At 46.5% G+C, this 19403-nt stretch carries 18 protein-coding genes; 2 read left to right on the top strand and 16 right to left on the bottom strand.

The window, feature by feature from the left end; translation table 11 throughout:
- Positions 1–70: 70 nt before the first annotated feature.
- Positions 71–1156 (bottom strand): ATP-binding protein, encoded by a 1086-nt coding sequence (locus ACZ45G_RS23940; protein WP_464173038.1) that lies wholly within the window; start codon positions 1154–1156, stop codon positions 71–73.
- Between the two features lie 46 nt (positions 1157–1202).
- Positions 1203–1685 carry a universal stress protein gene (locus tag ACZ45G_RS23935; protein ID WP_464173037.1) on the bottom strand — a complete coding sequence of 161 codons (483 nt, stop codon included), beginning with the start codon at positions 1683–1685 and terminating at the stop codon, positions 1203–1205.
- 240 nt (positions 1686–1925) lie between these two features.
- Here ACZ45G_RS23935 and ACZ45G_RS23930 point away from each other — a divergent pair, with 240 nt between their 5' ends.
- The gene (locus tag ACZ45G_RS23930) at positions 1926–2378 is read left to right on the top strand and encodes a GNAT family N-acetyltransferase (RefSeq protein WP_464173036.1); all 453 of its coding nucleotides are present in this window, start codon (positions 1926–1928) and stop codon (positions 2376–2378) included.
- A 48-nt stretch (positions 2379–2426) separates the two neighbouring features.
- On the opposite strand, the gene ACZ45G_RS23925 is transcribed toward ACZ45G_RS23930, so the two are convergent.
- From ACZ45G_RS23925 to ACZ45G_RS23910, 4 genes are all read right to left on the bottom strand, one after another.
- Positions 2427–5444, bottom strand: coding sequence for an FAD-dependent oxidoreductase (locus tag ACZ45G_RS23925; RefSeq protein ID WP_464173035.1), 3018 nt, complete (start codon positions 5442–5444; stop codon positions 2427–2429).
- Positions 5445–5474: 30 nt separating this feature from the next.
- A complete protein-coding gene (locus ACZ45G_RS23920; RefSeq protein ID WP_464173034.1) occupies positions 5475–6353 on the bottom strand; it encodes a CoB--CoM heterodisulfide reductase iron-sulfur subunit B family protein in 879 nt (292 codons plus the stop codon).
- Positions 6350–8074 carry a 4Fe-4S dicluster domain-containing protein gene (locus ACZ45G_RS23915; RefSeq protein WP_464173033.1) on the bottom strand — a complete coding sequence of 575 codons (1725 nt, stop codon included), beginning with the start codon at positions 8072–8074 and terminating at the stop codon, positions 6350–6352. The genes ACZ45G_RS23920 and ACZ45G_RS23915 overlap by 4 nt, the downstream gene beginning before the upstream one ends.
- 467 nt (positions 8075–8541) lie before the next feature.
- Entirely contained in the window at positions 8542–8679 is a 138-nt protein-coding gene (locus ACZ45G_RS23910) for a hypothetical protein (RefSeq protein ID WP_464173032.1), read from the bottom strand.
- 250 nt (positions 8680–8929) lie between these two features.
- Between ACZ45G_RS23910 and ACZ45G_RS23905 the strand changes: the two genes are divergently transcribed.
- Positions 8930–10387, top strand: coding sequence for an aryl-sulfate sulfotransferase (locus tag ACZ45G_RS23905; protein WP_464173031.1), 1458 nt, complete (start codon positions 8930–8932; stop codon positions 10385–10387).
- A gap of 155 nt (positions 10388–10542) precedes the next feature.
- On the opposite strand, the gene ACZ45G_RS23900 is transcribed toward ACZ45G_RS23905, so the two are convergent.
- The 10 genes from ACZ45G_RS23900 to ACZ45G_RS23855 form a co-directional block, all read right to left on the bottom strand.
- Positions 10543–11421, bottom strand: a complete 879-nt coding sequence (locus ACZ45G_RS23900; protein ID WP_464173030.1) for a Sir2 family NAD-dependent protein deacetylase — start codon at positions 11419–11421, stop codon at positions 10543–10545.
- Positions 11369–12175 (bottom strand): protein-ADP-ribose hydrolase, encoded by an 807-nt coding sequence (locus tag ACZ45G_RS23895; protein ID WP_464173029.1) that lies wholly within the window; start codon positions 12173–12175, stop codon positions 11369–11371. Before ACZ45G_RS23895 ends, ACZ45G_RS23900 begins: the two co-directional genes overlap by 53 nt.
- A 33-nt stretch (positions 12176–12208) precedes the next feature.
- Entirely contained in the window at positions 12209–12886 is a 678-nt protein-coding gene (locus ACZ45G_RS23890; RefSeq protein WP_464173028.1) for a 4Fe-4S binding protein, read from the bottom strand.
- Between the two features lie 92 nt (positions 12887–12978).
- On the bottom strand, positions 12979–13479 hold the full coding sequence (locus ACZ45G_RS23885) for a nuclear transport factor 2 family protein (protein WP_464173027.1): 501 nt from the start codon (positions 13477–13479) through the stop codon (positions 12979–12981).
- Positions 13480–13491: 12 nt separating this feature from the next.
- Positions 13492–14895 (bottom strand): alkyl sulfatase dimerization domain-containing protein, encoded by a 1404-nt coding sequence (locus ACZ45G_RS23880; protein ID WP_464173026.1) that lies wholly within the window; start codon positions 14893–14895, stop codon positions 13492–13494.
- Between the two features lie 56 nt (positions 14896–14951).
- Positions 14952–15377 (bottom strand): MarR family winged helix-turn-helix transcriptional regulator, encoded by a 426-nt coding sequence (locus ACZ45G_RS23875; RefSeq protein WP_464173024.1) that lies wholly within the window; start codon positions 15375–15377, stop codon positions 14952–14954.
- A 208-nt stretch (positions 15378–15585) separates the two neighbouring features.
- On the bottom strand, positions 15586–16959 hold the full coding sequence (locus tag ACZ45G_RS23870) for an aryl-sulfate sulfotransferase (RefSeq protein WP_464173023.1): 1374 nt from the start codon (positions 16957–16959) through the stop codon (positions 15586–15588).
- Positions 16960–17034: 75 nt separating this feature from the next.
- The gene (locus ACZ45G_RS23865; RefSeq protein ID WP_464173022.1) at positions 17035–17385 is read right to left on the bottom strand and encodes a ComEA family DNA-binding protein; all 351 of its coding nucleotides are present in this window, start codon (positions 17383–17385) and stop codon (positions 17035–17037) included.
- A 75-nt stretch (positions 17386–17460) separates the two neighbouring features.
- Positions 17461–17796: a ComEA family DNA-binding protein gene (locus ACZ45G_RS23860; RefSeq protein ID WP_464173021.1), complete on the bottom strand. Its 336-nt coding sequence runs from the start codon at positions 17794–17796 to the stop codon at positions 17461–17463.
- Between the two features lie 101 nt (positions 17797–17897).
- A complete protein-coding gene (locus ACZ45G_RS23855; RefSeq protein WP_464173020.1) occupies positions 17898–19349 on the bottom strand; it encodes an aryl-sulfate sulfotransferase in 1452 nt (483 codons plus the stop codon).
- Positions 19350–19403: the final 54 nt, after the last annotated feature.

Below are 19403 nucleotides of genomic sequence, written 5' to 3'. Positions count from 1 at the left end.
GATAGTGACACCAAAACCTTATATTATTCATTAAGCCCTTTATCTTATTTAATTATCTTATTTAATTGTCTTATTCTAAATCCAACTTCTTATCGTCCAGTTTGAAAATGATTCTGAACAAACTGCCTTTGCCCGGCTTTGTCAGCACCTCAATTTTGCCCTGATGGCTCTGGACAATTCTTTCCACAACCATCAACCCGAGACCGGTTCCGGAATCACCCTTTGAAGAGAAAAATTCTTTGAACAGGTTTTTTCGGGTTTTCCTATCCATGCCGCTGGCATCGTCTTGAACAACATACATGAGGTGGCGGTTATCATAAAAATCCACACGGACATATACCACATGATTGTTCTTTTCAGTGTCTTTTTGACAGGCCTGCAATGCATTCCAAATGAGATTTCCCAGCATCCGAGAAATACCCGTTGGATCCAGTTTCATCTTGGGTACTTTGGGATTGAACTGTGACAAAAGCTGAATGCCCATGAAAGATGCTTTTTCCGCAAACAACTGGCATGTCTGACGCGCCACATCCACAGGCGAGCTAATCTTTATCCTGGGTTTTCTTTCCTTGGCAGAATAGAGAATATTCTGGGTAATCCCGGTAATCTCTGTGATATTTTTTTTAACAATATCCCACCCCCTGCCCAAAAGTTTGGTATCCTTGTCCTTAAAGCCCTCTTCAACCACATAACTCCCCCCCTGGAGGCCTTCAAGAATGTTCTTGATATCATGGGAAAGCAGGGCAATGGACTGGCCAAGGGTCACAAGTTCCCTTTGAACATCCTTTATCGTTCCCACGTTGACCAGAAGTTTGATACATGCTTTTACATTCCCCACTGCATCAAATAAAGGGGCTGAATAGGCGATCATTTCAATGATGGTTCCGTCTGACAAATAAATGGTCTCTTCACTGATATGCACTTTTTTATCTTTAAATGTTTCCCGGACCGGACACACAGTGCATTGATTGCGCGAACCTTTCAGGACCGAATAACAGGGAACATTGATAATGTCATCACCAAAATCGCTTTTTAATTTATGATTGGCAAACAGGATATGAAATTGAGGGTCCTGAATCATGAGATAACAGGGCAGTGCATCAATAATGCTTTTGAATGTTAAGTCCATTAAGTCAGAATTATTTGAATCGCTCATATCATATCCTTGAAATTGAATCCCGGCCTAGGGTAAAAGATCCTTTTCATTGCTTTGGGCTTCCAATGGTGATGACCTGGCAATTGGCATACTTTGATACATTTTCAGCCGTCCGGACATGGGTTCGGCGTTTGTTTTCATGGTGTCCAATGGTTCCGAGGATGATCATATCAATATTATTTTTTCCAGAATAGGTAATAATTTCAACATCTGGAGACCCTACCCTGACGATAAATTCATGATCAATGCCAGACCTGAGTCGATCATGGTAAACCTTTTTTAATGCCCCGAGTTCCTGGAGCATGTAACCCTCATCAATTTTGTCAGATTTTTTTTTGGCCTCTGATTTAGACATGGATTTTTTAAACATATTCAACCCGCAGGGATTGACCGAAGGGATCACATTCATGATATGAAGCTTGGCACCATACTTATTGGCCTGATCAAAGGCATGAACAAAAGCCGCCTCAGCATCTTTGGAATAATCAGTACACAGCAGGATGTTTTGATATTTTAATTGAGTAACCATATGAATTATAAAGCTTCCTATATATTGGCTTGGAATATATGCGGCTCCATTTCCTGGCACAAGATAAGTTTAGCAAAGCCGGGATACCAGGTCAAGAAATAACAATTACCTGGTCTCAATAAACAAAATAAAATTATTGATTATTAAGTCTGGTATAGATATCATATTAACGATTCCAATCTTGAATACGCGTTGTTCAAATACTTTTTTTAAACTCTATTAAGAAAGGGGAAAGGGATTATGGAAGCACGTGAAATAAAAAAAGATGAACTGGACCAATTGCTTGAATTTTATCAACTGCATCTTTATGATGTAAAAGATGATCCTCCGGCAGATCAGAGTGTTGTTGACCGGATATGGAACACGATTCAGACCAGTGAAAACTTTGCTGTTTTGGGGGTGTTTGATAAAGGCCTGCTCATGGCCTCCTGCTCCATTACCATCGTCCCCAATTTGACCCGGGGGTGTCATCCCTATGCCCTGATTGAGAACATCGCCACCCACAGACAATATCGCAGAGAAGGATATGGAAAGGCCAATCTTCTCCATGCCACGGAATATGCAAAAAAACGCAGTTGCTATAAAGCCATGTTCATGACCGGTCATCTGAATACAAAGGTTGAAAAATTTTGCAAGGCCAGCGGGTTTAACAGCCAAGAAAAAAAAGCCTACATAAAAAGATGGGAATATTAACCCCTGACCAGGTCTAAAAAATGATCAGAGCAAGCTTGAATGGCTTTTTTAAACAATGGCTTTAATCATATTCATGATTTGAAACGTTTCAAACCCATTCAGGTTTATTGCGCCGGACCGGCAGGATGTGACACAAAGCCCGCACCCCTTGCACAGGGTCTCTTGAATCCAGGCTTTTTTGGTTTTAAGATGAAACATGGGCGCTAAATAGGGGCAGATGGAAACGCAGGTGCCGCACCGGCTGCAAAAAACCGGATTGACATAGGCCACTGTGCCTTGCAAAAATACCGATTTTTGTGACAGCACCGTCACAGCCCTTGCCGCGGCTGCCTGGGCCTGGGCTATGGATTCATCAATGGTCTTGGGCTCCTGGGCCAGACCGCATAAAAACATGCCGTCCGTGGCGAAATCGTTGGGCCGCAGTTTAACATGGGCCTCTGCAAAAAAATGATCTTCATTTTGCGAGACTTTGAATAATTTCGCCACAGGGTTCTTCTCCGGGGAAATGATGGCCGGGGCAAGCACCAGAAGATCGACCCCAATGACCATTTTCCGTTGAAGTACCCTATCGGTGAATTCAAGGGTGATTAACGCATTGTTTTGGGACACATGAAGACCGCTGTCATGATTGTACCGGATAAAATGAATTCCCATTTTCCTGGCAACCCGGTAAAGGTCCTCCTGCAGTCCATAGGCCCTGATATCCCGATAAAGGATATAAATTTGTTTTTTGGGGTCCATCTGCTTGAGCAAAACAGCATTTTTAATGGACTGGGTACAGCAAACCTTTGAACAATAGGGACGTTGTTTATTGCGTGATCCCACGCATTGAACAAAGGCGACGGCTTTATAAGATTCAAAGCCTGTGTTTTTTTTAAAGGCCTGTTCCAGGTCAAGGCTGGTCATGACACGGTCACTTTCTCCATAGAGATATTCGGTGGGAACATATTGGGATGCACCACATGCGATAATGACAACGCCATGGTGAAGGATTATTTTCCGGCCGTTGGAACGGATAATGGTCCTGAAATTGCCAATGGAACCTTCCACTTCCAGAATTTCAACATTCAACCAGAACAAAAGCTGTGTTTCGTCGGTGATATCATCCATGAGCCGGGCAAAATAATCGCTAACAAACTCGCCTTTCCAGGTTTTGTAAAGTTTTTTGGCATGTCCTCCCAATTGACTGGATTTTTCAATAACATAGGTCACATATCCCTGATGGGACAAAATTTTTGCAGCCTCCAGTCCTGCAATACCACCGCCGATAACCAGCGCCTGCTGGTTGACGATCATTTCCGGTTCCGCAAGGGGTTTGTCGAGCATTGCTTTTGCCGCAGCCATTTTTACCAGGTCTTTTGCCTTGGTTGTGGCAAGTTTCCGATCAGACTGATGGACCCAGGAACACTGATTCCGAATATTGGCCATCTCAAATAAATATTTATTCAACCCGGCCTTGGTAATGGTTTGTTGAAAAAGGGATTCATGGGTTTTTGGCGTACAGGCGGCCACCACCACCCGGTTGAGTTTCTGAGCCTTGATGATCTGTGCCATCTCGTCCTGGGTGTCTTGGGAACAGGAAAACAGATTCTGCCGACAAAACACGACATGGGGCAATGTTTTTGCATAGGCCACCACAGCCGCCACATCGACATAGGCCGCAATATTGGTTCCACAGCAGCAGACAAAGACACCAATTCTCGGAGGCTCTCCCCGGATATCTGTTTCCGGAACATGCCCATGGATTTTTGTCTGTGTCCACCTTGATTCCGCCAGCAGGCTGCCGGCCTTACCCGCGGCTGCACTGGCATCTGTAACAGCCATTGGAATGGCTTTAGGACTGTGAAAGGCACCGCAGACATAAACCCCCGGCCTTGAAGTTTCCACAGGTTCAAAGCTTGTGGTTTGCGCAAATCCATAATCATCGATTTCAATGCCGAGAACACGGGCCAAGGATTTTGATTTTTCCGGTATGGTTAACCCCACGGACAGGACCACCATGTCAAACTCTTCCTCTATTTTTTGCCCAAAATCATCAATATAACAAAGGGTGTGGTTCCCATGGGCATTGAGCGGTTCAATGGTGGTGATTCTGGATTTGATAAACCTGACCTTAAGATCGTTTCTGGCATGATTATAATACCGCTCCAGATCTTTTCCCTGGGTGCGTATGTCAATGTAGAATATGGCCGCATCAAGGGTTTTAATGTGATCTTTTGCCAGAATGGCCCCTTTTATGGACGTGGTACAGCAGATCCCGGAACAATACCCATGGGCCCCTATATGCTCATCCCTGGAACCAATACACTGGAGCCATGCAATTTTTTTGGGCGGTTTTTTATCAAGGGGTCGAACCAGGTGGCCTTCATAGGGTCCGGATGCGGACAGCACTCTTTCAAATTCGAGGCTTGTGATAATATTTTTTGATTTATTATATCCATAGATATCCCATTGTCCCGGATCATAGGCCTGGCTTCCTAGGGCCAGGACGACAGCCCCGATATGAAGCTTTTTCCGGCTGGGCGCTTCTGCAAAATCAATGGCCTGGGTGGGACATATTTTTTCACAGAGTTTGCATCGTTTTTTCTGTATGTAAATGCAGTGTTCCGGATCAATACAGTATTTCAAAGGGACAGCCTGGGGATAGTCAATATAGATGGCCTTGCGCCTGCTCAATCCTTCATCATAGTCATTGGCTACCTTTTTGGGACATTTTTCAGCACAAAGACCGCAGGCAATGCATTTTTCCAGGGATACCCGTCTTGGATATCCGATAAGCGTGGCAATGAAATCACCGGCACAGCCTTCCAATTGGGATATTTCAGATAAGGTGAGCAGTTCAATATTAATGTTCCGGCCGACCTCGACCAGCTTGGGAGAGATAATTCACATGGCGCAGTCATTGGTTGGAAAGGTCTTGTTCAGCTTGGACATCATGCCGCCAATGGAGGGAGAAGAATCCACAAGATATACATAGAAACCGGAATTTGCCACATCAATGGCTGCCTGCATTCCGCTGATCCCACCGCCAATGACAAGTACCGAACCTCGGTTGTTCTCAAACATGTAAGATCTCCTAAAAATATCTTTTTTGCATTAATCGGCTGAAGATAAATACGATTCCAATGATAAAATACTAATCTGGTTATTCGCAAGTCCCAGGGTAGTTGAATCAATGCCCATGGCCAATCCCAGAAGTTGAGGATATAAAACCGGCCCCAGGGTTTGAAAATTGGCATCCTGCTTTGCCACTCGGGACTGAAATGTATCAAATTGCAAAAATGAATAGGGACAGGCAATGGCGATAAAGTGGGCCCCGGCCTGTCTGGCACTGGCCAACTTTTTTTCCATGATACGTTTTGATAGATCATCATTGATACCAAGCAGGGGCGCACCACAGCAGTCTGATTTTTTTGACCAGTCAACGCTTTGGGCGCCGGTCAGTTTAACCAGATCATCAAAAAGTGTGGGGGATGCCGGGGTATCGAACCGGGTGACGCTGGCAGGTCGAAGGGCATGGCATCCAACGCTTGCAGCAATTTTGAGGTCTTTGTATTTCACTTTTATTCGGGTTTTTATATTTGCAATCCCGACATCCGTGTAAAGTACGGACAAAAAATGTTTGATGGTTAGCCTACCTTTAAAAACCAGGCGCTCTTTTGCCAATACCCGATTAATCTTTTCAAGAACCGCTTTATTTTGTTTTAAACGAAAATCCGCCATTTTAAGGCTGCCGTAGCAGCATTTACACAGCACCAGGAGCGTTTCTTCTCGCTGTTCGGCAAGGGCCAGATTTCTTGCGGCAGACAATAAAAAAGTGAATTCATCAATATTACGCATGGGATACCCGCAGCACATGAATCCCTTTAGGGCTGTCAGACCGATATCAAGGTTTGCGCAGACAGCCTTTGCCGCATCATGGTATTGCGGTACCCGTGCCGGGATATTACACCCTATAAAAAGCGTATAGTTCATACCGTTTTATCCCCGAGAAATGCGTTGTTTTTTAATTGGAACAAAATATCACAGACCGCCACATTTTGCGGACAGTGCTCCTGGCACTGGTAGCAGGTCAGACAGTTCCAAATCATGGCAGCCCCCTCTGCCATGTCCACAAGCCCCAATCCCAGGCAGTACATAATCTGATGGGGCAGAAGGGTGAGGTCTTCTGCCGGGGCTTGAAAGCTTGTCACCACAGGGCAGATGGTGGAACAATTCTGGCATCCAAAGCAAAGGGAAAAACTCTCTGTCAAGGAAAGATCAATGGTAAAACTGGATCCATCTCGGGTATCAATTGTTACCGGCGGGGTCTTATCAAGTATTGATACGGTTTTAGCAAACACCTCTGCCAGGGGAGGCGCATAGGCTTTTTCTTCGATATTCATGGGATTTAGCCCCCGGACAAAGGAAAATGTGGAAAGCATGACAGGCGTGTCCAGGTTTTGTTGGATAAAATTTTCCCTGACACTGAGCCATAATGATTTCATGTTGATCCCGGAAGGGCAGACCACGGTGCACCGGTCACAATTGGTGCACAGGTATACCCCCTGGAAAAGCGATGTGACTTCGTGAGTATTCAAAGGGTCTTTTGATGCCGCCTTTTTAAGCGCCTGCATTTTTTCCGATGGCAGGATATAGTCATTTTTAATGGATTCATATATCATTCCTGCGGAACAATTAAAATTGCATGTACAGCAATGGGTGCAGGCATCCAGCTCCATGGCCTGTTTTGTCAAACAGGTTTCGTCTTCCAAAAAATCTTTTGTCTGGGCCCCATTGCTCAGAAGGCTGATGGGGGTGGCAACAATATGAAACATTTTACTGAACGGTACCAGGGCCAGGCCTATAAAACAGGCCAGGATATGGACATAATAAAAAATGCGAACCCCCTGGATCTCATCCAGGAAGATGGCAAAGGGGGAGATGAGCCTTGCCGTAGCATATCCCATAAAAGCGGATTTATTGGGGCTGTGGCAGTCCATGCAATTGGTTTTATGCAGTTCCAAACCCAGATCAAGCATCTGTTTTTCAACGGGTGAATCCATTCTGGAGGAAACAAGGGCGAATTCTTTGACCCAATACGCTTCAAGGGCCAGAGTGTCTTCATAATCAAGGCCTGCATACGCTTCAACCATGGCAGTAAATTCTGAAACAGACGCCATTTTCATACCCTCCAATAAAATTCCCGACAAAATTATGGATAGAAGCATGAGGATAGCAAAAAGATCTGCCATGGCGTTCTTTAGCCTGGCAGGCCTGAGAATATATCTTCTGTAAACGGCAATGCCGACACCTGCAAGCACCATCAGGCCAAACAGATTTCGCAAGAAAAAAAACGGGTTCATCGTGGAATAATAATAGGAAAACAGATTTTCACTGAAAACCGTATCCAGGGCATGCATGAACACAAGGGCCAGAAATCCCACAAAAATAAGAAAATGCATTAACCAGCGAAGCAAACTGGTTTTCAAAATGCGTCCCTGGAAAAGAACATCAATGAAAAATACTGGGACAAGGGAAAAGATTTTTAGGCTGAAAACAGTTAAGAGCATGCCCTTGAAAAGAGTTGAAAAACGATGGGAAGACGCAAGGCCCCTTTCATAGCCGACCGTTTTCCTTGTCCAGGCAACCGCTTTATAGCAGGTCCCGACGATGCAGATGGAAAGAGAAAAATAAAAAATGAGATTAAAAATCATAAAATTTGCCTCGATGTGTAAACAAAAATCCCAGCAAAAAAAAGTTTAATTCATAACAAAGCCCAGGCGATAGTTAATGCCGTTTTTAATGGTGAGATTGCAGAAAATGAAGTCGGGTCAAAGGTGGGTGGTGATTTCAATTCAATTTATAATCAATAATAAGTGCTTGAATTAAATACTGATCTCTAACAAAAAATTTTAACATAAAATGCGAAAAGGTGAAAGGTGTATTTAATTTTTCCCTTCCAGGATTTTAAAGTAAATTGATATCGATCCTGCCCAAATAGTTCCAGTTGTGATAGCTGCCAGACAGGTGTCCTGCATATACACTAGCAAACCGCACATCTGTTTAACGGACGGGTGGTCACCGATTATTTGGGCAGCAGCGGCACGCCGGTGACCATTTCCATGGCCCAATTTACAGGATTGCTCGAAACCACACAAAAGTGGAATACCCTGTTTGGGCGTTATCTGAAAATTGCGCAGTTTTTTCGCGCCTGGGTCTGGTGTTGATCGTCTTGTCCCACATTGGCCTGGCGGTTCTGGTTCAAACGAGACTGAAATAGCTGGGTGTAGCCGCTCCCGATGTGCAGTCCTTCGCACACCTGGGAAACCGCCTGTGCGGAACCCCGCTCATTTCCAAGGCAGATACCCCTCCCCCAAAAAAAAATCGACTTTCCCTATTCTGATATTTTTCAACCGAATTTAAAAACACTCTTTCAGTTAAGGTAGTTACAAACTATTCCCTGGGACGGCACCAAATCTGGTTCATATTTTGCAATAATTGGTATGATTTCAAAAAAAAACGGATTAAACCATTAAACCCATAACCCTTAACATTAGGAACAGCATCACATGAAACCATTAAAAAAAATAATCACCTGCTTAACTGCTGCAGCCTGTCTTTTCTGGATTGCAGGAACGGCCCAGGCCTACGAGGCCACCACAGGACCCACCGGCGTTTTGAAATATGACAAGGGAAAAGCCTTTGAGGGATACACCCTGTTTTCACCCCAGATCGGCAGCAAGACGACCTATCTCATGGATATGGAAGGCAACATTGTCCACACCTGGAAATGCGATTCCACGCCGGGGCTTTATGCGGAACTGCTGCCCAACGGGAACCTGCTTCGGGGCGGACGGGTTGACCAAAAGAAACTGATCGAAGCCAAAACCGGCAAAAGACTCCACAAAAAAGACTTTAAAAATTATGTTGGCCTCGGCGGATTCGGCGGCATTGTTCAGGAAATAGACTGGAACGGCAAGGTTGTGTGGGAATACAAGATGGCAGAGCCCTACAAGGAAATACAGCACCATACCTTTCATCGTATGCCCAATGGCAACACCCTGCTTCTGGGCTGGGAATACATGACCAAGGAAGAGGCCATCAAGAAGGGCCGTGATCCCAAGACCATCCCCTCCGAGCCCGTGATTTATCAAGGGGCCAGCCATGACGGCTTTTGGAACGATTTTGTACGCGAAGTGGACGTCAACGGTAAGACTGTATGGGAATGGCACGTATCTGATCATATGGGCACGGGACCCAAAAAACTGGATTTCAACTATGTCCTTCCGAAACCGGTTGGTGGACTCTATTCAAACTTTGACTGGTCCCACTTTAATACGGTCAACTACATCCCCGAAACCGATACTATCGTTATGAACTCCCGCAATTTGTCTGAATTCTACTTTATCAACCACAAGACCGGTGACATCGAATACCGCTGGGGCAACCCCAGCGCTTACGACCCCAAGGCAAAAAAGCCAAGCTGGTACGACAACGGGGATCAGATCATCTGGGGCCAGCATTGTGTCACCCCCCTGGAGAATGGCAATATTCTCATGTTTGATAACGGCTCCGAAGCGCCGGAAACACGTCATTCCCGTGCAGTGGAGATGGATCCCAAGACCGACAAAATTGTCTGGGAATACCACACCAACCATTCTAACAGTTTCTATTCCCATCGCCAGGGCGGTGTTCAGCGTTTGCCAAACGGCAACACCCTCATCTGTTCCACCCACGGCGGCCATGTTTTTGAAGTCACCCCGGACAAGAAGATCGTCTGGGAATTTGTGAACCCCTTTGTTTTCGGCAAGGCCAAATGCGTCATAGATGATGATGAAGGGGCTTTGCCCTACAAGTACCATGACGATTCCATGTGGGGCATGCTCCACCGGGCATTCCGTTATGGTGCTGATTATCCAGGCCTGGCGGGCAAAGAACTGATACCCCAGGGCTATGTTTCAGGAGACGACTGTCCGCGCTTTTTCCGCGATTTTAAAAGCGGCTCAACCCTGGGTACCAAGAAATAGCATTTATACCCAGGTGAAGAAAAGAACAGCCCTGCCATGTATGACATTTCTGCTGGGTTGTTCAGGTTAATCTTCCCAACAGGGGCCGGTCAAATCGGTTTTTTGACCGGCCCCCATCATCTGCAGGGGTTCTCCCTTTGGCTATCACTGCCACCTTAATTTTCCCCCAATGCCTTCACCTTTTTCACAATTGCGCCAATATCGGATTTGATGGTGATGGACTTGTCTTTTATCTTCCGGTTAACGGCTAAATTTTCCAAATTAATCCGAATTAAGGTTGCATCCAGGCAATGGGCGGTGATCCGTTCAAAGGGGTATCGGATAATAACAGGCGTGTTAAGGCCGACGCCAAGTTCCAGTAAAACTAATTTGCTTTGTTTTGCCTGGTCTATGAAATCCACGTAGTGCTCCTGGTTCCACAAATAGGGGTCTTGAACAAAGGAATTGTCCGCTCTTAAATTATACGTCATCAGTTCACCGCAATCCGGACATCTGGGGATATCGGTTTTTCGGATACACAATGACTCGGGATCAAACCCCTGGAGCATGGCATCAACATAGGATTTATTATGATAAATTTTCTGGTTACACGGCCGGATACATTGAAACATGCCATAACTTCCCTGCATGGAAAAAATTTTGTTTGGGTCAAATCCCCCCTTGAAAAACTGCCCGTCCACATTTGTGGTAATGACAAAGTAGTTTTTGTTTTTTACCAGATCATACAGGTCTGAATAAACCGCCAATTGAGATGGTTTATAAAAGATAGCCTTGATGTGATGACACCAGAACCCCCAAAATTTTTCCGGTGGGACAAGGTTATCCAGTTTGAAAAAATTCATCCTGGCATGATCAATACTCTCATATCCCTTGTTAAAAAAGGGTTCGTAATGTTGGCGAAAAAATGTTGGATCCGTATAGCTCAGGCCGGCAGACGCTGACAGCCCGGCACCGGCTCCGATGAGAAGATAATCGGATTGGTCAATTTTTTCCCGAACGGCTTTGATCTGCTGAAGATACCTTTCTGTAAACATTTAATTCGTCCTCACTAAACACATTGACAATCACCCGGTCAAGGGCATCGGGGGTATGGTTCATATAGTGGGTAATTGTTTCCAATGCAATGGCTGCGGCCTGCTCTTTTGGAAAATTGAACACCCCTGTTGAAATCGAACAAAAGGCCATGGAACGGATAGACTCATGTTTACCGGCAGCAGACAGACAGGCCAGGTAGCAGTTTTTAAGTGACGTTTTGTGATCCTGGGTTAAAGGGCCGTCCACAATGGGCCCCACCGTATGGATGACAAACTTTGACGGCAGATTGTATCCCCTGGTGATCTTTGCCCCGCCGGTGGCTTCCTTTGACCCCTGTTTTGTCATAATTGCATGGCAGGCGTTCCTTAATGCAAGACCGCTGGCCGAGTGAATAGCATTGTCAATACAATTATGATGGGGGTGAAAACACCCGAGCAGGGCATTGTTGGCGGCATTTGTAATGGCATCTGTTTGTAAGGTTGTGATATCCCCTTGCCAGAGAAAAATCTTGTGCCCGATTTTTTCATGAATCTCATCCATCCCGGTAATGTGTTTTTGGGATAATTCATTTTGAAGATACGCGGCTTCTGCTGTATAATATTCCTGGCTTAAATCATGGGGCGGGGTGATGTTCATCAAGGATCTGATTAAATATTTTTTCTCATTCAATCTTGTCGGCAGGCCTGAATCAACCCCATTAATTTCCATCAATTCCTGCAGCAAATAATCCAGATTCATCTGTTCTCCATCCATTGGGCGAATCCCTCCTGTTGAAAGCCTTTAGCCTTACTCATTGATCACAATTTCAATGGCATCTGTTGGGCAGACCGTGTAGCAGTCGCCGCAGACATCACATTTTTCAGGATCTATCACAAACCGATCTTCCTGTTGATAAATGGCTTTAAAGGAACACCCTTCCTGGCATTCCCCGCAGGCGATGCAGTCATCGGTGATGCGAACACCGCTGAACGGGATGGCGGAACCGCCAAAGGCAAAGCCTGTGCGCAATAATTTATGGGGTCGGTGTTCCATTTCAAAATCAAAATCATACACCTCTCCCCAGGCCCGATAAAGGCAAAAGGTGGTCATGGCCGGGTACTTTTCAATGTCCTTTACCCCCAGCGCAAACATGTCATTTTTCTGGGCTTTGGTTTTAAGTTCTTCCAGTGAAATTTCCTTGATGTCACCGGTGGCACGGATGGTATATCCCGGGGGAAAATAGGGCATGCCCTCATCATTGTGGCTGACCATGGTTTTAGGATACATGCCGCAGATGGAAACCTTTTTCGTATCTTGCAGCTGTTTGTAAAACGCTTTGGTGATCATGGTTCTAAAATACAATCCCTCTTCATCCTGGGCAAACAGGTGGGCAATTCTTGTTTGAGGGATATTCTTGTCAATGGTGGCAAAGGTGAGGCAGCCAATTTGATCAAATTTGTGATAAATGTCGGAAATATTCATCATTATAATCTTCCTTTTGCTTTATAATCTTCAGTCCCATGGGAAGCCAAAGGGTCTGCCCGGGGATATCATCGCCGGGCAGGACCTTTGGGCATCTACCACAAAGGATGCGTATTTTTGCTGTTTTTGAGCTTGACAGGGGTTGCGGTGCCGAAATGTTCGGCAATTTTGCCGGCCGAGTTGAACCGAAATGAATGCTGGACCAGTATCCGCATGGGCGAGCCGTCATCTTTGGCTTTCAGCTCCTTTCGAATCTGGAAATAGACCAGGTCCTTGTCGGCGATAATATTATAAAATTTCACCGTGTGTTTGGGCCGGTCCTTGAATTTTGGATCGGTTTCCAGGTAGTGGATCAGGGTGTCGAATCCGTCACCGGACAAATCGGGATCATGCTGAATATACTCGGCCACATAGGTTCTGGCAGCCTCGTAGTCCCGATCGCCCACGATGAGTTGAAAAAATGTCGTGGCCGCTTTTTTATTGGCCACCTCCATGTCCTGTTTTGCCTGAAGGGTCATGTTTTCAGCGGTAAACCCCACCTGTCCCAGAACCATCAGTACCAGTGTCGCCATAATGCATATTGCTGTTTTTTTCATGGTTTTATCTCCTTATTTTGTAAGCCCCTGGGCGTTGTGCCGCAATTCCTGGGCTGAAGTGAAAATATAGTTACGACCGGTGGCACTCATCACCGTCTCTGCAATCGTGTCCAGGGCATCGGCCTTGATCCCCATGGCCCGGGTATCTTTGGGGTTAAGATTCAACAAATAATCCGCCAGTTGGGCTGCCCATTTGGCATCCCCATTGGTCAGCGCTGTTTCTGCTTTTTTCAAAAGCGCAACCGGGCCACCGGAAAGCGCTGCCATTCTGGTTGCTTCCTCTTTTAATGTCATGGGAGCCAGGTTAACGGCATTGCCGTCAAACCAGCCCAGGTGACCGGAAAAAATCGAGCGCACCGACCAGGCCACGTTACCATAATATTCACCCAGGTAATCCTTTTGGGCCAGTTCCGGAGGCAGTTTAACATACTCAATCAACTGGCGGGGGGTCATGCCCTTGTTCATACCCTCAATGGTCTTGTCATAGACAAATTCAATGGCATCCCGATAATCGCCCAGGGTCTGGGCCACTTTTTCTTTGCCGAAAACGGGACGGGTGTGACCGGGAACCAGGTATGAAGCTCCCTCTTTGCTCATCTCATCCACACTATGGGCCCACAGTTTGACATCCCGATAGCCAGAGCCTCGGATGGCATACAGGTTGGGGAAGGATGCATAATAATTATCCCCGGAGAAAAGGACCTTTCGTTCAGGCAGCCAGACATAAAGCGCGTCTGAGGTTTCTCCCGGGGCTGCCACCAGCTCCATTTTTACACCGAAAAGCGCAATGGCGATCCGATCTTCATCAAAGCTGTGATTGGGTTTCACCTGGTCCGGCATGAGGAAAGCGCCCTTTTGCTTTTTTTCACCCGGCTTGCCAAAGGGATACATGGCAGGCGCGATGCCGTTGTTGATGCGTTTTTCCGGGGGCAGTGCAAATCCCCCCTGGCGGGCCCCACGCATATTTGCCGCCTTGAGCACGGCTTTGAGACGGCTATTCTCGGAATTAAAATTGCTGCGGCCCCAGACCTGAATATCCTGACCTTCTGCCAGGAAAACCGAAGCGCCCCGGACATGATCCGCATGGGAATGGGTTAAAATAATGGCCCCAACCGGCTTGTCACTGATCTTGCGGAACTCGGCCATGATTTTCCGGGCGTGGGCGGGTGCAAATCCGGTGTCAATGATGATCAGGGCTGTATCTCCTTCTATCATCGAAACCGTGGAGACCGAGTGCCCCACAGAGGTGTAGATCTTGTCGGTGATGGGAATGATATCTTCCCTGAGCTCATGGGTGCGGGCCTTAAGTTTAAGGGTGGCCGGACTATCCTTGGCCATGGCCACTGAGGTGAACGAAAGGGCCAGCACAAAGGCCAGCATGGGTAAAATAAAATGGGGTGAAGTCTTCTGCTGCATGGTAGATGTTCCTTGTAAAAAAAAAGTTTTATGTCCAACTAAATAATCAAAAAAAACTATAAATTGGTTTTAATTCTATCCAGTAACGTGATGAGAATCCCTTGTTCAAGGTCTGTGAAACCCGCATACACCTTGCCAAGCAAATGGGCTGAGACCTCCTTGAAAACAGGTTCCAAGCGCTGTCCTTTTTCTGTCAACCGAATCAGGGTAACCCGCCCGTCAGAGTCGTCTTTGCGTTTTTTAAGATAGGACAGGCCCTCAAGTTTATTCACCAGGGTGGTGACCGTGGATTTGTCCCGGTCAATGGCCTGGGCCATCTGTCCCATGGTCATTTCCCCATTTCGAAACAAGGTTACAAAGATGCCGCCGTGGGCTGGCACCACATCAAGGATCCCATGGGACCTCAATTGATAAAGGATCTGCTGGTTGGCCTTGTCACGGATGGTGGAAACAAGGCCGATAATTTTATTGGAGGATTTCATGGGACAAATTATAGTTGGATATCAAACTAAAGTCAAGGCTTTTTATATCATTCAAATAAAAATGGCAGTGACCCTCACCCCTAATTTGGGGTGAGGGTCACTGCCATCCGTGTGCATCCCTGAACTGATCAAGTATCAGAATTATTCAATTCAGAAATACCGATTTATAGGAACGCCTTTCAGCCATATTCAGGCTAAAAGGGGCCGGTTATTTATACACTTTGTAAAATTGCTGACATCCACCCAGGGGCGCTTTAGGTGTCAGGTCTTTGCCGTTTAATCCTGAGTAGTCTTTTCCATAACGGTATGCCCTGTGGACCATATTAAACATGCTGTTTAGATGAAATTTTTCCGGGAATGCATCGGCTTCACCTACCACACACTTGGCCTTGTTTTTAAAAATCGGGCTGACATATTCCCAGACCACTTGTTTTTCCTTGGTAACTTCGATCATGTGTCCGCCATGGGTAGAGGTGATAAAGGTATTGCCATTGGCAAGTCTCTGTACAGACCCCTGGCGATAGGAGTAGAACCCGTTGGGATGTTTTGAATGATATTCCCAGACAATTTCACTGGTTTTTGGATCCACTTCCACAGCGGCGGATCGATTGCCTTCAGGGCGTTCAGACCCATTGTCAAACACCAACACATTGCCGTTGGCAATGGGGGTGGCACAATGAGACCCAAAAACCTTCTGATCGCCATTGTCGTACCATCCGGGTCGTTGTCCCTGACCATGGGTGGAAGGGTTGCCCCAGCGGTAGGTCATCTTACCGGTCTTGTGATCAATAAAGAAAAATTCGGAAAAATTCCGGGAATTTAAAACAATGGTATCTGTCTCGGGGATATAATTTACCGTATTGCAATGGCTCCAGTCCAGGTCGGGATACAGGATGCCATGGCCCACATGAGCAGGCAAATGGTAATTGATGTCAAACTGGTCCGGTCCGGTACCAATATGATCCCACATATGATATTCCCATACGGTTTTACCATTCATATCCACTTCGCGAATAAAGTCCACCCAGAAATCATCATGCATGACTTTTTTATACCGGACCGGTTTTGAAGGGATTGTTTTTGGATCACGGCCCTTGTTTATGGCTTCCTGTTTGGTCTTGGCTTCCCAGGCCAGGATCAGGGTGTTGCCGTTGGGCATGCGGGCAAAGGTATGATGTTGGATCTCCTTGCCGGTTTCAAACAATTTGTAGGACCAGACCAGGTTTCCATCCCAGTCAAACTCTTCAATGATACCGCCGACACCCCCTATTGCACAAAATTTTTCCCCTCTTGGCTGGGGAATGACGCCAGCGCGTAGCAGGTGGCCGTTGGGAAGAAGTTCGGAATAAAGCCCGGGGGTATACTGGCTTTCCCAGGTATGGGCCACATTGCCTTCCATATCGATAAGGTAGGTGGTCTTGCACCCGATCATGGGACTGAACAGGGTATACCCGTCATAGGCTTTTTCCTGGTCATAGGCCAGGACGCCTGTGGGACCGGTCAAGGATTCATACCCATAAACAGGTGACAGACAGGTGAGCATGAATATCAATCCCGCACAAACTATCAAATTTCGTTTCATTTTGTTCCTTTTCTCCAAGGGCTTAATGATGCGTTGTTATTGTCAAACAAAATCATATCAGATTAATCCAGAGTGTTAGTAGGCATTCATGCCGGGCTCACCAGCTTTTTCAAAAACAATATCCCCTTCTTCATCAAAGGGATCCAGCATTTTGTAAAGCTCATCGGTCATGCCGGGCACTTTTTTCAGATCTTCGGCAACCTTATAGGGACCATTGGCCTCCCGATAGCTCACAATCCCCTTGGCAACTGCTTCCGGGACTTCTACGATCTGGATTTTCATGAAGTCAGACGCCGGGGCGGTATTAAAACTGATGAAGTCATCGTCCGTGCCGGCAAAAGCAGGCTGCTGAAAGCAGGTAACTGCCAGGGCTGCAACCAGGACCAGTGTTGCGCATAGATATTTTTTAATCATTGTTGTTTTCATTTTAATCTCCTTAAATCAAGTTCAATTGAATCGTGTTAAAAATTTGCAAAGCGAGGTTCAACCATACACCTTACATCAGCACTTGGACGGCGCCAGTGCTGGTTCCGCATCTGGGTCATAGACAATGTCCCCGTCCATGTCCTGGGGGTTGAGCTCTTCAATAAAATCCTGGGTCATGCCCGGAACATTGACCACCTGTTCGGCGGTCTTAAAATCTCCATTGGCCTTGCGATAGGTCACCAGGGCCTGGGCCAGTTCCGCCGGAAGGTCCAGCTCTTCAAAAAGTGTCTGAATCTGTTCCAGGGAGGCTTTGTTCAGGCTGACAATTTCGTCTTCTGCCAGGACATTGCCGGCAAAAAAAGAAAGTCCCAGGAACAATATGAGTACCATAGCTTTAATATTTTTTTTCATTTCAACGATCTCCGTTTGGTTTGGGCAGATGCCCGGCATCTGATAACAACGGGCATCTGCATTTGGACCCCATGGGGGCCTTATTTACATGGTAAAACGGATCACCCCTGGGCTTTTATCCGAAAGGTTTTGCGATCCGGTGGAATTACCGCTTTTTCAGTTTGTTTTCCCAGTTGAGGGACATAGTCATAGGGAACCCGATAGGCACGGTAGACCAGGTTGTAATTTCCTTTTTTAGTGTAATAGGGGCTGATGTACTCCCATACAATTTCATGGTCCGGGGTCACTTCCTGGAACTGGCCAACCGCACCGTTGGTGATAAATGTGTTGCCGTTGGGCAGCCGCTGGGCAGAGCTGACATAGTCTGAATAAAACTGGTATTTGTTGCGCAATCCCATGGTTTTGGCCGAGTGTTCCCAGACAATTTTCAAGGTGCGGGGATCAATTTCAATCACCCGTGAGTAATCCCTTCTGGCATCGGACCATCCAAAATGGGCCCCCGGGTTCCGGGGGCCGTAACCGGCATATCCCCCATTGTCATAGATCATGATATTTCCCTCGCCGGGAAGACCTTTGGGAATCATGTGGGTGTGATGCTGGCCAATAATCTGGCCCAATCGTTTGTAGGCTCTTTTGTAGTACTTGCCATTGAACACCCACTTGGAGTCTGCATAGTAGAGGGGACCGATCTGCCAGACGATTTTACCGCTTTTTTTATCAATGATGCAGCTGGTGTTGGTCTGGCGGTTGGAAATAATGACATTTTCCGGATGAAACATTTTATAAAGTTCCGGGTCTTCAGTATACCACTTGTTGGGGCCTAAATAAGAAGCTGCGTTGACATGGATCCAGTCTCCGCCCTTGACACCGGGGGTTCGTGTCATGGAATAGGTGGGGTGTTTATACATGGCTTTGCGGAAGGATTCGGGAAAGTTCATCTCTTCCACATGGTCGCTGGCCAGCCACTCCCAGATGATCTTGCCATCGGCATCCACTTCGGCAATATAATCATCATACAGATCTTTGTCTGAGATGGCGGCATTTTTAACCATTTTATGGGAAAGGATCAGCATCTTTCCCTTGTAGTTGTCCACGGGCATGCCCGGAACGTGGTATCCCACTGGATTGCCTTCAAACTGGTAGTCATGGTGCATGCCGGCCTTTGGGATTTTTCGAACCACGTTGCCGTCCCAGTCAACCACCACAAGATCGGTGGAGTGTTCATCGTCCCAGATGCGCCCTTTTTTATCCGGAGCCGGCCGGGAGGTGCCTGCCAGGTAACCGCCTTTTAGCAATTTTGCGGGATGTTCCGCCTGGCAGATGGTGTTCCATTGTTTTACCACATCACCGTTCATATTGACCATTACGGTTCCCTGGTCCACAACTTCCGTGCCAAAAACGGTGAACCCGTTATAACATTTTTCCGGATTATAAATGGTGGTGCCATGGGGGAAAACCGTGGGAAATGCCAATGCTTTGATGGGGTTGGTCACGGCCAGGGCAATGGTAGTAACGGCAACCCCTTTGATAAAATCTCTTCTATTTTGATCCATTCAAGAACTCCTTCTCTAGTTAAATCGAATTCAATCAACGACACAATTTTGGAC

The organism is Desulfoconvexum algidum (assembly GCF_055382125.1).
Note: the sequence above shows the minus strand (reverse complement) of the source record. Positions and strands in the feature narration are given on the sequence as shown.